This window comes from Aminobacter anthyllidis (genome assembly GCF_018555685.1).
GTDB classification, from domain to species: domain Bacteria; phylum Pseudomonadota; class Alphaproteobacteria; order Rhizobiales; family Rhizobiaceae; genus Aminobacter; species Aminobacter anthyllidis.
In genome coordinates, this window is the sequence record NZ_JAFLWW010000006.1 from 13,809 (window position 1) to 26,125 (window position 12,317).

Consider the following 12,317-nt stretch of genomic DNA (forward strand, 5'->3'; position numbering starts at 1 on the left):
TGGCGCTCAGTCGCCGTCGAGCGACGAGAAGCCGGCGGTCAGGCCAAGCGCGCCCGACAGCCTGGTACCGAACTGTTCCGACAGGCTCGACGTTACCAGCGCGAAAAAGCCGAGCTTTTCGCGTTTGGCGGGATCGGCAAGCGCCGCATCGATCGGCCCGGTGACTGCGGCTGCTGCTGCCTGCGCATTGGTGAATTCAAAACCGATCGACTCGGCGACCCAGCGCTCTTCGGCCGGTACCAGCTCGCCGAATTTGGAAGCCGAAAAAAGCGCTTCCATGCCCGATATGTTGCCGGCAAGCGAGGCGCCGGTGCCTTGCGAGCGCCAATAGAGCGCCTGCTTGGGCTTGTCTGACGCGGCATCCTTGCCGAGGAAGCTATTGACGCGCACGTCGCGCACCAGTTCGAGCCCGTTGACGTAGACTTCGAGCAGTTCGGTCAGGGCCTCGTTGGCGTCGCGGTAGAGCGGGTTGGTGGCGCCGGGGTTCTTCCACTGGCTGGCAAAACCCTTGTCGTCGCGCCAGGCGGCATCGACGTCGGAGGCGACTGCCCCGATGTTACCCGCTATCGCCTTGCCATAGGCGCAGCGATACGCGGCGGACGTGCCGGCGAGCTCGTCGGCGCCGGTGCCAAACAGCACGAATTCCAGCGCGCCGAGCCCCTGCATCGCAACGCTTTTCTGGCCGAGCGTGGCGGCATCGGTGGCGGTGGCATCCTGGTCGGCGAGGGCCGCCTGCACCTGCTTCAGCCCGGTTCCCTTGCGGTCGGGCCAGAACAGCAGGCGCTCGAGCCGGTTCTGTTCGGTGATAGGGCCAAAGCGGATGATCTCGACTTCCGACCAGGTGGCGGTGGTCCGGGCGAACGTCGCGCGCGCCGCAGCCAGATTGTCGGGTGACGGCGTCGCGCAAAGCGTAATCATTGACTTACCGAGATCGGCCGTCGTTTCGGCCAGCCGGCCATAGGCCGGCCGGATGAAGCCGTCGATGGCGGCGGCAATCACCTTGTCCGATGCCTCGCTGGCCAAGGCGGCGGTCGAGGAGAGGAGCAGGGCGAGGGCAGTGGCCAGAGGACGTCCAGTCATCAGAGCGACTCCAGGAATTTGACCAGCGCATCGCGGTCTTGCGCCGGCAGCGCTGCGAAACGGTCACGCGATGCCTGGCCTTCGCCGCCGTGCCAAAGGATCGCCTCGGCCAGGTTGCGGGCGCGGCCATCATGCAGGAAGAAGGTATGGCCGTTGACGGTCTTGGTCAGGCCGATGCCCCACAGCGGCGGCGTGCGCCATTCGTTGCCGGTGGCATCGCCGACCTGCTGGCCGTCGCCGAGCTCGTCGCCCATGTCGTGCAGCAGGAAATCGGAATAGGGCCAGATCAGCTGGAATTTCTGCGCCTTGTTGGGCGCGTCGCGGCGGGTGACGAATTTCGGCATGTGGCAGGAGGCGCAGCCGGCCTCGTAGAACATCTGCTTGCCGCGCAGCACTTGCGGGTCGTCGATGTCGCGCCGCGCCGGCACCGCAAGGTTCTGCGAGTAGAAGGTGACCAGGTCCATGATCGGGTCGGGCGCCTCGGTGGCTCCGAGCCGTTCCTGCACGCCGTTGGGCATTTCCCTACATGCCGTCTGCGCCTCGGAGCAATCGCCCCAGTGCTTTGGCACATCGGGCGTCGAAATACCTATGTCGCCGGCAAAGGCATCGGCCGACTGCTGGCGGATCGACGGCGCCGACGCCTTCCAGCCGAAACGGCCCAGCGTCAGTTCGCCTGATTTGTGGTCGCGCACGATGGAGGGCTTGCCTGAAATGCCGTCGCCGTCCTTGTCGTCGGGGTCGGCATTGGCAAGGATGTCTGCCGGGTGGATCTGCTCGACGAGCCCGAGGCCGATCATTGGCGGCGTGACGCGTGGCGACAGCGTCGTCTTCGGGTCCATCGGACCATAGCCGAGATCGGCCACGGAATAGATCGGCCAGCGCAGCGCCGTCTTGGCGTCGGAAAGCTGGACCGGAAACTGCTGGTAGGAAATGACCATTTGGCCCTCGCCCTTGAACCCGGGTACGGCGAGGTCCTGGAACTGGCCGCCATAGACCGGATCGGGGAAGTTCAGCACCTTGCGGTCGGCGATCGCTGCCTTTTCCTCTGCCGTCTCAGCTGTTCGGGCAAGCCTGAGGAACATCGAGGTCGCGTCCGTGCCGCCTTCCGGCGGATGGCCGCGCCCGTCCTTGAGGTGGCAGCTCTGGCAGGCACGCGCGTTAAACAGCGGTCCCAGCCCGTCGGATGCCTGGGTCGACGATGGCGACGACACCCACAGCTTGCGGAACATGCCGTTGCCGAGCTTGAACGTACCTTCTTCCTCGAAGGTGATGTTGGCCGAGGATTGCGAGAACGCGTCCTGATTGATGCGTTTTTCCGAGGTTCCGGCCCCGCCCTGCATCCGCTCGAATTGTTCAGCCTTGCTGAAGTCGGTGGTCGGCCTGACGATCTTTTCGACGCGCGCCATGTCCTTGGGGTTGAGGTCGGTGCGCTCTGTGGCCAGGCCGGCCGGAACCGCTTCGCCTGAAAGGGCTGCGGTCGTTTGCAGAGCCAGGATCAGATTGGCCGCAAGTAAACCCAATAGCACCTTGGCGCAGCGCTGGTTCACAGGCGGAAAGAGACCCCCACCCCTAACCCCTCCCCACAAGGGGGAGGGGGATCTTGTGTCAACGCCGTCAACCGCCAGACCCGGACGGCTCTGGTCAGAATGCGTATGACCGCGTCCCCCTCCCCCTTGTGGGGAGAGGCTAGGGGTGGGGGTGCCTTGGATATCTTGGGCGGGCCTACCGGCCTGGGCGCGGCGCGTGGTCAGGAAAATGCGCCGCATTCCGGCATGTCCTATTCGGCCTTGTCAGCTGTCTCGGCGTTGAGCTGGCCGTACTTCTCTTCGCCGATCTCGGCGAGCAACTGCAGCTGCGTCTCAAGGAAGTCGATGTGACCTTCCTCGTCGGCAAGCAGTTCCTCGAAGAGCTTCATGGATACGTAGTCGCCATGCTGGGAGCAGATGTCCCGGGATTTCTTGTAGGAGGTGCGAGCGTCATATTCGCCGGCGAGATCGCTTTCGAGCACTTCCTTGACGTTCTGGCCGATGCGCAGTGGCGACACCGACTGCAGATTGGGATGGCCTTCGAGGAAAATGATGCGCGCTACAAGCTTGTCTGCGTGGTGCATCTCTTCGATCGATTCCGCGCGCTCCTTCTTGGCGAGCTTGCCGTAGCCCCAGTCCTCGAGCAGGCGAAAGTGCACCCAATACTGGTTGACCGCGCCGAGTTCGAGGAAAAGCGCCTCGTTAAGCCGCTCGATGACCTGTTTTTCGCCCTTCATTAGCCTTGCTCCCAAATTGAACGCGCAACTCTCTGACGCGGTCCAGGTGTGAAACGACATCCATCTCGCCCGATTCAGAACGAGCGTGATAAGCTTCGGTGACCCGAATTATCGTTTCGACCACATTTGGAAAGCAGCCGCAACAACGTCCTCGTTTTTGCAGCGTATGATAAACCTTCGCGGGCACGATCAGTGTCCACGGGTCCCTGTCCAAAAGTTCGACGATTGTGTCTTCGATCTCCTTTTGGGTAATCAGATTGCAATGGCAGATAAGCATGGTTTCGAATGACCGTGGCTGACGGCGCGCTCCCTTTGGCGCGCCGTTTGGCTAGAGAAATTTAGGCGTCGTAGGCCCTCACTGGAAGACCTTGTCTGGCGAATCCAGGCTGTCCGAGCCTTCAAAGGCGATGGCGTCGAGCTTGAGGGCCGCGACGGCGCGCTCGATCGACTTGGTCTGGTCGACCAGTGCGTCGATGGCCGCCTGGACCGTCGCGTTGCCCTCGGCATTGCCTTCGCCGATCTGCTGGTCATAGGCCTCGCCGCCAACCGCGCGGGCCTGGATCGCTTCCATCTTGGTGACAGTCGTGTCCAGCTTGCCGCTCAGCTCGGTGTCGAGCGCGGCGTCCGCTTCCTTGACCAGGTCGGAGACCGACGGGCCTTCGACTGTCGAGCCGTCGATGCGCTTGTAGCTGCCGTGATAGGCGTTGCGGATGCCGACGGCGTCATAGAGGTGCGAGATGTGGGTGTTGTCGGAGAAGCAGTCGTGCTCCTCTTCCGGATCGTGCAGCAGAAGGCCGAGCTTCATGCGCTCGCCGGCCAGTTCGCCGTAGGACAGCGAACCCATGCCGGTGAGGATGGTCGATATGCCGGTTTTGGCGTCGCCGTCGAGCAGCGCCTTGCGGGCAGCACCGTCGGCCTTCCAGTTGCCGACCATCTCTTCGAGATCGGCGACGAGCAGGTCGGAAGCCGCATTGAGATACTGGCCACGACGATCGCAATTGCCGCCGGTGCAGTTGGCGGTGTCGTAGTCGGTGAAGGGGCGGTTGCCGGCACCTGCGGCGGTGCCGTTGAGGTCCTGGCCCCACAGCAGGAATTCGATGGCGTGGTAGCCGCTGGCCACATTGGCTTCGATGTCACCGGCTTCCTGCAGCGTGCCGGAGAGGAACTCAGGCGTGATCTTCGAGGCGTCGACCTTCTGGCCGTTGATCTCGATCGACGGGTTGGCGATCACATTGGCGGTGTAGAGCTTGTTCTCGTCGGATTCGGCGCCGTAGCTCTTGTCGACATAGTCGATCAGGCCTTCGTCGAGCGGCCATGCGTTCACGCGGCCTTCCCAGTCGTCGACGATCGGGTTGCCGAAACGGTAGACTTCGGTCTGTTGGTAGGGGATGCGGGCCGCCTTCCAGGCTTCGCGCGCCGCCTTCAGCGTCTCGTCCGACGGCTTGGCGATCAGCGCCTCGATGGCGGTGTCGAGCGCCTTGGCGGTGGTCAGCGAGTCCTCGTATTTGGCGAGCGCGATGTCGGAATAGGTGGTGAGAACCGCCTTGCTGTCGGTCGCAGCCTTTGCCGGCAGAACGAAGATCGCGGCGGTCAGCGCCGTCGTCGCGGCAATGGCGGCGAGCCTGCCGTAATGACGGTTGCGCGAGATGGAAGCAGGCATGGTCTCTCCTCAGTGAACCAGATGGCGCCGGCAAGCGCCGAAAGATCGTGTGCCGGCAGCAGTCTGCTGCGTCGGCGGCATGGACTCGAATGAAAGCTCAAGGGTTATCCTGCTTCGGACATGCGCATGGTTCGAGGCCCTTTTCGGGCACGGCGCGACCATGCTGCAAATACCCGCACCCTGGTGCGGTTCGACGAAGGCAGGCACCCGAATAGCTCCAATCGAAAGGGTTAAAGGCCCAGACATCAAAGACAGGCGCTGTAAAGCACGACTTCATAAAAGCGGAGTGGCATCAAAAGTCAACGCAATTTCAGCCAAAAGCATAGCGGGATCAATAGTTTGGAATGATTCTAAACTGGTTTTGTCCAGTTTGCGCCGCATGCAAAACTGCCAAGCCGTTGATTTGTCGAGAGGCCTGTCCGGCTCGAGCCATGCGGGCGCTCGCGGCCTGCGACAACGCGTAGCGGCGCGCTTCCAGCTTCACGATCGGCTAAAATGAGAGCCGGCGCGCTTGACAGGCCAGTAACGGGCTGTCACCCCAAAACTGTCCATGGCCCCTTGCAGCAAGGCGGACCAACGGCCATTTCCCCGGTTGATCCCAGCAGCGAGGCGGGCATGAAAAACGGTGTCGTCATTGTCGGTTCAGGCCATGCCGGGGTCCAGGCGGCCGCCAGCCTGCGCGAAGAGGGTTATGACGGCCCGGTCATCCTGCTCGGCGACGAGAAGGAGCTGCCCTATCACAAGCCGCCGCTGTCCAAGACCTTCATCAAGGATGCAGCAGCCCAGCCGCAGCCCTTGCGCGGCGAGGTCTTCTACACCGGCCACACCATCGACTTCAGGCCCGGAACGCTGGTCGAACGCATCGATGCCGCCGCGCGCCGGCTCGATCTCGCCGGCGGTGGCGACCTCGCCTATGATCACCTGATCCTTGCCACCGGCTCGCGTCCGCGCGTCCTGCCGCTGCCGGGTGCCGATCTCACTGGTGTGCTGTCGTTGCGCTCGGTGGCCGATGCCCGGCTGATCCGCGAACAAAGTGGTGCCTGCGAGGAGGTCGTCGTCATCGGCGGCGGCTTCATCGGCCTGGAGATCGCCGCCACCCTCGCTGCCGGCGGCCGCAAGGTGACGGTGATCGAGGCGCTCGACCGCCTGCTCGGCCGGGCGGTGGCACCGCTGATCGCCGAACATGTGCGCCAGCGCCTGACGGCATCAGGTGTCCGCATCCTGCTCAAGACCACCATCGAGCGCATCGAGGGCGAAGCCGGCCACGTTTCGGGGGTGCTGACCTCGTCGGGCGAACATCTGCCGGCCAAGATGGTGATCACCGGCATCGGCGTGGTGCCCAATGTCGAACTGGCCGAGACGGCGGGGCTGACGGTCGCCAACGGCATCCGCGTCGACACTGCGATGCGCAGCTCGGTGCCGGAAATCCTCGCCATCGGCGACAATGCCAGCTACCGCCACTGGCAGACCGGTGGCGACGTGCGGCTGGAATCGGTGCAGAACGCTACCGACCAGGCCAAGCTCGCCGCCCGCACCATCGTCGGCCACCCCGGTGACTACGCCGCCGTGCCGTGGTTCTGGTCCGACATCGGCGACATGAAGCTGCAGATGGTCGGCCTGACCGCGGGCAGCGACCGCCAGATCCTGTCGGGCGATCCGGCGGAGAACCGCTTTTCGGTGTTCCACTTCGCCGGCGACCGCCTGACCGCCATCGAATCCGTCAACCGCCCGGCCGACCACATGCTCGGCCGCAAGATGCTCGGCCTCGGCTTCTCGCCGACGCCGGAGCAGGTTGCAGGCGGCGCCGAGGCCCTGAAAGCCGCGCTCGCCGCGCTGCCGGCGGGCTAGGCTGCCCGAACTTCCCTGATCGAGGCCTCGAGGATGTCGAGCGCCTCGGTCATCACCTCGTCCTGGATGGTGATCGGCGCGAGGAAGCGGATGACGTTGCCGTGGACGCCGCAGGTCAGCAGGATCAGCCCCTTTTCCAGCGCCTTGAGACGCACCGCATTGGCGAACTCGGCCGACGGCGTCTTGGTCTTCACGTCGTTGAACTCGACCGCGTTCATGAAGCCTGGGCCGCGAATGTCAACGATTTCGGGCACGTCGTCGCGCAGCGATTCAAGCCGCTGCTTGAGCCGGGCGCCGAGCTGGTTGGCGCGGTCGCACAGCTTCTCGTCCTCGATGACGTCGAGCACGGCATGCGCTGCGGCGACGCCGATCGGGCTGCCGCCATAGGTGCCGCCGAGACCGCCGGGATTGGGCGCGTCCATGATCTCCGCGCGTCCGGTCACCGCCGCGAGCGGGAACCCGCCGGCGAGGCTCTTGGCCATTGTCATCAGGTCGGGGGCAACGTCGTGATGATCCATGGCGAACATCTTGCCGGTGCGGGCGAAGCCGGTCTGCACCTCGTCGGCGATCAAAAGCATGCCGTGCTGGTCGCAGATCTTGCGCAGCGCCGTCATGAAGTCGCGCGGCACCTCGTAGAAGCCGCCTTCGCCCTGCACCGGCTCGATGATGATGGCAGCGACGCGAGCAGGGTCGACATCGGCCTTGAACAGCCGGTCGAGCGCTGCCAGCGCGTCGGCCACGGTCACGCCGTGCAGCGGCACGGGGAAAGGCGCGTGGAAGACGTCGCCCGGCATCGCGCCGAAGCCCGCCTTGTAGGGCTGCACCTTGCCGGTCAGCGCCATGCCCATGAAGGTGCGGCCGTGGAAGCCGCCGGCAAAGGCGATGACGGCCTGGCGGCCGGTGGCGTTGCGGGCGATCTTGATGGCGTTTTCGACGGCTTCAGCACCCGTGGTGACGAAGATCGTGCGCTTGTCGCCCTTCATCGGCGCGATCGCGTTCAGGCGCTCGCCGAGCCGGACATAGCTCTCATAAGGCACCACCTGGTGGCAGGTGTGGGTGAAGCGGTCGAGCTGCGCCTTGACCGCCTCGATGACGCGCGGGTGGCGGTGGCCGGTGTTGACGACCGCGATGCCGGAGGAGAAGTCGATGTAGCGGCGGCCCTCGACGTCCCAGATCTCGGAGTTCTCGGCGCGGTCGGCATAGACCTGCGTCGTCATGCCGACGCCGCGGGCGATGGTCTGCATCTTGCGCTGTGAAATTTCGGCGTTTTTCATCGGTGGTCCTCCAACCTCGCCGGCACCTTGCAGGCGCCAAACCGGCGCCATATCTGCACCTCTCCCGGTTTTTCACAAGCCGTCACGATGGCCGAAGGCATTGGTCCTCGCGAATGGCAAAATAATTGCTGATGCCCTGTCGGATTTGCGCATACTCGCGCGTCCTAGTCATGAAGGAACTGAAAAGATGCTCTACGCCATCCTTTGCTACAACAACGAAGACGTCGTCTGCGCCTGGTCCAAGGAGCAGGACGACGAGGTGATGGCGCGCCTTCAGGTCGTCACCGGCAAGCTGCGCGATCAGGGCCGGCTTGGGCCGGTTGCACGGCTGATGCCGACGACGGCGGCCACGACCTTGCGCAAGGCCAAGGATGAACCGTTGGTCATCGACGGTCCGTTCGCCGAGACCAAGGAACAGTTCCTCGGCTTTTACGTCGTCGAATGCGAGACGCTCGACGACGCCGTCGATGTCGCCAGGGACCTGGCGGAGGCCAATCCTGGCGGCGGTTCTTACGAGTTGCGCCCGATCGGCGCATTTTTCCCCGGAAAAGAGGCAGCATGACCGACCCGGCCTGGATCAACACGGCACTTTCTTCCGCCCGGCCGCAGGCCGTGGCGGCGCTGCTGCGCTATTTCCGCAATCTCGATACCGCGGAAGAAGCGTTCCAGGAGGCCTGCCTGCGCGCGTTGCGCAGCTGGCCGGAGAAGGGACCGCCGCGTGATCCGGCCGCCTGGCTGATCTTCGTCGGCCGCAATTCCGGCATCGACGCCGCCCGCCGCCAGAGCAAGCAGGCGCCGCTGCCGGCTGAGGAGCTGGTTTCCGACCTCGAGGACGCCGAGGCCAACATCGCCGAGCGCCTCGACGGCCAGCATTATCGCGACGATATCCTGCGCCTGCTGTTCATCTGCTGCCATCCCGATTTGCCGGCGACGCAGCAGGTGGCGCTGGCCCTGCGCATAGTCTCGGGCCTGTCGGTCAAGCAGATCGCCCGCGCCTTCCTTGTCGGCGAAAGCGCCATGGAGCAGCGCATCACCCGCGCCAAGGCGCGCATCGCCAATGCCGACGTGCCGTTCGAGGCACCCGGCCCGGTCGAGCGCTCGGAACGGGTGGCTGCCGTGCTGGCGATGGTCTATCTCGTCTTCAACGAAGGTTATTCGGCTGGCGCCACCGAGATCGCCAACCGCGCACCGCTGTGCGAGGAGGCCATAAGGCTGGCGCGTCTCCTGTTGCGCCTGTTCCAGACCGAGCCCGAAGTGATGGGCCTGACCGCCCTGCTGCTGCTCCAGCACGCCCGCGCCGCCGCCCGTTTCGACGCCAATGGCGAACTGGTGCTGATGGATGATCAGGACCGCAGCCTGTGGAACAAGGCGCTGATCGACGAGGGCCTGGCGCTGATCGACAAGGCGATGCGCCATCGCCGCTCCGGTCCCTACCAGATCCAGGCGGCGATCGCAGCGCTTCATGCCCGCGCTGCCCGCCCCGAGGACACCGACTGGGCCGAGATCGACCTGCTCTATTCGGTGCTGGAATCGATGACGCCGTCGCCGGTCGTCACGCTCAACCGCGCCGTTGCCTTCGCCAAGCTGCGCGGGCCCGAGGCGGCGCTGAAGCTGATCGAGCCGCTGGCGCCGAAGCTGTCGGGCTACTTCCACTTCTTCGGTGTCAGGGGCGGGCTGTTGATGCAGCTCGGCCGCAGCGACGAGGCGCGCGAAGCCTTCGACCGGGCGATCGCGTTGGCCAACACCGCAGCCGAAGCAGCCCATATCCGCATGCATCTCGACCGGCTTTCGGCGCCTTCGCCGGTGGTGAAGGCGAATGCCAAGGCGCCAAGCCGTCAGCTGCAGTAGCGGCGCGATTACCCGCGAAGCCAATATGGGAAGTGTCCATCCTCGCCTTTGTCGGGAGCAGGTGGCAGGGGCGTCTTCTTGTCGGCCGGGACGTCCACGACCTTGCGATAGAGGTGCCACGTCGCGTGGCCGAGCACCGGGATGACGATGGCGAGGCCCGCCAGGAACGGCAGCGACCCGATCAGCAGCGCGACCGCGACGATCAGGCCCCAAAGCAGCATCGGCACCGGATTGGCCCGCACCGCCCGCATCGAAGTCTCGATCGCGGCATAGGCGCCGACATCGCAGTCGAGCAGCAGTGGCAAGGCGACGACAGTGGTGCAGAGCACTGTCAGGGCGAACAGGAAGCCGATCAGATTGCCCAGGATAACCAGCGTCCAGCCGCGCTGGGTGGTGAAGAGATCACCAAAGAACGATGCCATCGACTGCGGCGCGCCCGCTCCGTAAAGCCAGGTGTAGAGCGCCTGCGCGACCAGCAGCCAGGCAACGAAAAGCACGAGCAGCATGATGCCGATGACCAGCATTGCAGGAATGGCCGGCGAATGCCTGACATCGAAGGCATGCTTCCATGAGGTGTCGAGGTTTTGCTCGCGCCTTCGGCTGATCTCGTAGAGGCCGATTCCGAAAAATGGGCCGAGCAAGGCAAAGCCGGACATCAGCGGGAAAATGAGCTGCAGGGCGTTGCCGCCCGAAGTCCATGTGATCAGGAACACCCCGACGATCGGGTAGATCAGGCACAGGAAAACGTAATGCGAAGGCTTGTCCCAAAAGTCGTCGAAGCCACGTCGCAGCGCGTCAAACACATCCGCGATCGATATCCGGCGGATGGCGGGATGCTCGATCGTATTGTTGGCGCCTGCGTACACATGGAAACTTGCCATGACCACTCCTCCATTGGGGTGGGTCGCGGCTCGCGCTTGGCATGAGTGGTCACGCCAAACCGCGACCTTCACCGTGGCAAATCATAACGTGCTTCGAGCGATTTGACGACCCTGCGGAACGTGACCCGGAAAGGCTCACGCAAAGGTCATCGAATTGAGTGGCCTTGCCGTCGCCAAGGACCGGGGGGCGCCGCATGGTGCGGCGCCGGATGGTCCTGTCAGGCGCCGGTGCGCGCCACCACCGGGACATAGTTTTCGAGCTCCGGCGCCGGGAAGCTGACCGAGCCGCTGATCTCGGCGGAGCGGTAGAGCCCCATCAGGATCTCGACCACGGCAAGCCCGTCATGGAAGGTTTCCATCGGCGTTTCGCCCTTGCGGAAGCACTCGACCATGTGGCGGTTCTCGTCGGTGTAGCCGTAGACGCCGGCCTCGTCCTCAAGCACCGGCATCAGGCCCTGCTCGGCGTTCTGCTTTTCGACCAGGTCTTCGCCTTCCTCGCCCTTGACTTCGCGCGACATGAAGATCTTCAGCCCGGTGTTGAGCGAGTTGAACTCCATCGCATATTCGGGCCCGAGCAGTTCGAGCTGGATGCGCAGGCCGGCCCCGACATAGGCCCAGGAGGTCGTTGCCTCGATGACCAGCTCGTTGCCCTCTTCATCCTCGAGCAGGATGGTGCCACGGGCGAAATCCTCCGACGGGCGGTTGCGGTAGTCGACGTCGTTGCCAAAGCGCTTGCGGAGCTGGTCGGCATAGTTGGGCCGCGTCCATTTGAGATTGGCGACGGTGCCACTGACCTGCTTGATGGTCAGCGACTTGCGGGCAGCGCCCGGCTTGGTCAGCAGATGGCGAGCCACCTCGACGCTGTGGCACATCATGTCGGACAAGACGCCGCCGCCCTGCTTGTCGCCCTGCCAGAACCACGGCTCGTGCGGACCGGAATGCTCTTCCGCCGCGCGCGCCAGATAGGGTCGGCCGGTGGCCGAGGCGGCACGGCGCCAGATGATGTCCTTGCCGCGAATGACCGGCGTGCAGAACACCTGGTTTTCGAGATAGCCGTGGTTGAGGCCGGCGTCCTCGGCAAGCCTGAGCATTTCGCGCGCTTCGGCGATGGTGCGGGCAAGCGGCTTTTCGCAGGCGACCGCAATCACCTTGCTGCGTCCGGCCTTCACCTCGGCATGCAGCGTGCGCATCACGTCGAGGCGGGTGTAGTTGGGCGACAGGATCCAGATCGCGTCGACATTGTCGGCGTTGACGAGCGACTCGAGGCTATCGTGGCTGGTGCATTCGCCGAGGCCGAGTTCGGCGACGCGGTTGGCGAAGCGGGCACGGTTCTCAGGCTTGCGGCTGAACACGCCGGTGACGTCGACATTGCGCACGCCGAGCATGCCCTTGAGGTGGAATTCCGCGATGAAGCCGCTTCCGACGAAGCCGACGCGCAGCCGCTGCTTGGGCAATCCGGTCAT

At 64.5% G+C, this 12,317-nt stretch carries 11 protein-coding genes; 3 read left to right on the forward strand and 8 right to left on the reverse strand.

Translation table 11 applies throughout. The annotated features are described in order from the left end of the window. Window positions 1–6 precede the first annotated feature (6 nt). The 5 genes from J1C56_RS20250 to J1C56_RS20270 all read right to left on the reverse strand — a co-directional run bounded on the left by J1C56_RS20250 (window position 7) and on the right by J1C56_RS20270 (window position 5,003). Entirely contained in the window at window positions 7–1,080 is a 1,074-nt protein-coding gene (locus J1C56_RS20250; RefSeq protein WP_214391878.1) for an imelysin family protein, read from the reverse strand. Continuing rightward, window positions 1,080–2,600 (reverse strand): di-heme oxidoreductase family protein, encoded by a 1,521-nt coding sequence (locus J1C56_RS20255; protein ID WP_338001476.1) that lies wholly within the window; start codon window positions 2,598–2,600, stop codon window positions 1,080–1,082. The genes J1C56_RS20250 and J1C56_RS20255 overlap by 1 nt, the downstream gene beginning before the upstream one ends. A gap of 257 nt (window positions 2,601–2,857) precedes the next feature. Then, a complete protein-coding gene (gene bfr, locus J1C56_RS20260; RefSeq protein WP_184770239.1) occupies window positions 2,858–3,343 on the reverse strand; it encodes a bacterioferritin in 486 nt (161 codons plus the stop codon). Then, window positions 3,309–3,620, reverse strand: a complete 312-nt coding sequence (locus J1C56_RS20265) for a bacterioferritin-associated ferredoxin (RefSeq protein WP_214391880.1) — start codon at window positions 3,618–3,620, stop codon at window positions 3,309–3,311. Before J1C56_RS20265 ends, bfr begins: the two co-directional genes overlap by 35 nt. A gap of 78 nt (window positions 3,621–3,698) precedes the next feature. Further along, window positions 3,699–5,003: an imelysin family protein gene (locus tag J1C56_RS20270; RefSeq protein ID WP_214391881.1), complete on the reverse strand. Its 1,305-nt coding sequence runs from the start codon at window positions 5,001–5,003 to the stop codon at window positions 3,699–3,701. A 615-nt stretch (window positions 5,004–5,618) separates the two neighbouring features. On the opposite strand from J1C56_RS20270, the gene J1C56_RS20275 reads away from it, so the two are divergent. Then, window positions 5,619–6,851 carry an NAD(P)/FAD-dependent oxidoreductase gene (locus tag J1C56_RS20275; protein ID WP_214391882.1) on the forward strand — a complete coding sequence of 411 codons (1,233 nt, stop codon included), beginning with the start codon at window positions 5,619–5,621 and terminating at the stop codon, window positions 6,849–6,851. Here J1C56_RS20275 and J1C56_RS20280 read toward each other — a convergent pair. After that, window positions 6,848–8,125 carry a 4-aminobutyrate--2-oxoglutarate transaminase gene (locus J1C56_RS20280; protein ID WP_214391883.1) on the reverse strand — a complete coding sequence of 426 codons (1,278 nt, stop codon included), beginning with the start codon at window positions 8,123–8,125 and terminating at the stop codon, window positions 6,848–6,850. The two genes, J1C56_RS20275 and J1C56_RS20280, sit on opposite strands and share 4 nt — an antisense overlap. 187 nt (window positions 8,126–8,312) lie before the next feature. Between J1C56_RS20280 and J1C56_RS20285 the strand changes: the two genes are divergently transcribed. Both J1C56_RS20285 and J1C56_RS20290 read left to right on the forward strand, forming a co-directional pair. After that, window positions 8,313–8,687: a YciI family protein gene (locus J1C56_RS20285; RefSeq protein WP_214391884.1), complete on the forward strand. Its 375-nt coding sequence runs from the start codon at window positions 8,313–8,315 to the stop codon at window positions 8,685–8,687. After that, window positions 8,684–9,973, forward strand: coding sequence for an RNA polymerase sigma factor (locus J1C56_RS20290; RefSeq protein ID WP_214391885.1), 1,290 nt, complete (start codon window positions 8,684–8,686; stop codon window positions 9,971–9,973). The genes J1C56_RS20285 and J1C56_RS20290 overlap by 4 nt, the downstream gene beginning before the upstream one ends. Window positions 9,974–9,981: 8 nt before the next feature. Here J1C56_RS20290 and J1C56_RS20295 read toward each other — a convergent pair whose 3' ends face one another. Next, complete coding sequence (locus J1C56_RS20295; RefSeq protein WP_214391886.1) at window positions 9,982–10,854, reverse strand: DUF2189 domain-containing protein; 873 nt, start codon at window positions 10,852–10,854, stop codon at window positions 9,982–9,984. 218 nt (window positions 10,855–11,072) lie between these two features. Continuing rightward, window positions 11,073–12,317, reverse strand: a complete 1,245-nt coding sequence (locus J1C56_RS20300) for a Gfo/Idh/MocA family protein (RefSeq protein ID WP_214391887.1) — start codon at window positions 12,315–12,317, stop codon at window positions 11,073–11,075.

What these genes read in the sequence shown, in the direction of transcription:
- J1C56_RS20250 (WP_214391878.1), bottom strand. Translation starts at nt 1,080, where the DNA reads ATGACTGGACGTCCTCTGGCCACTGCCCTCGCCCTGCTCCTCTCCTCG.
- bfr (WP_184770239.1), bottom strand. Translation starts at nt 3,343, where the DNA reads ATGAAGGGCGAAAAACAGGTCATCGAGCGGCTTAACGAGGCGCTTTTC.
- J1C56_RS20265 (WP_214391880.1), bottom strand. Translation starts at nt 3,620, where the DNA reads ATGCTTATCTGCCATTGCAATCTGATTACCCAAAAGGAGATCGAAGAC.
- J1C56_RS20270 (WP_214391881.1), bottom strand. Translation starts at nt 5,003, where the DNA reads ATGCCTGCTTCCATCTCGCGCAACCGTCATTACGGCAGGCTCGCCGCC.
- J1C56_RS20275 (WP_214391882.1), top strand. Translation starts at nt 5,619, where the DNA reads ATGAAAAACGGTGTCGTCATTGTCGGTTCAGGCCATGCCGGGGTCCAG.
- J1C56_RS20280 (WP_214391883.1), bottom strand. Translation starts at nt 8,125, where the DNA reads ATGAAAAACGCCGAAATTTCACAGCGCAAGATGCAGACCATCGCCCGC.
- J1C56_RS20285 (WP_214391884.1), top strand. Translation starts at nt 8,313, where the DNA reads ATGCTCTACGCCATCCTTTGCTACAACAACGAAGACGTCGTCTGCGCC.
- J1C56_RS20290 (WP_214391885.1), top strand. Translation starts at nt 8,684, where the DNA reads ATGACCGACCCGGCCTGGATCAACACGGCACTTTCTTCCGCCCGGCCG.
- J1C56_RS20295 (WP_214391886.1), bottom strand. Translation starts at nt 10,854, where the DNA reads ATGGCAAGTTTCCATGTGTACGCAGGCGCCAACAATACGATCGAGCAT.
- J1C56_RS20300 (WP_214391887.1), bottom strand. Translation starts at nt 12,317, where the DNA reads ATGACCGGATTGCCCAAGCAGCGGCTGCGCGTCGGCTTCGTCGGAAGC.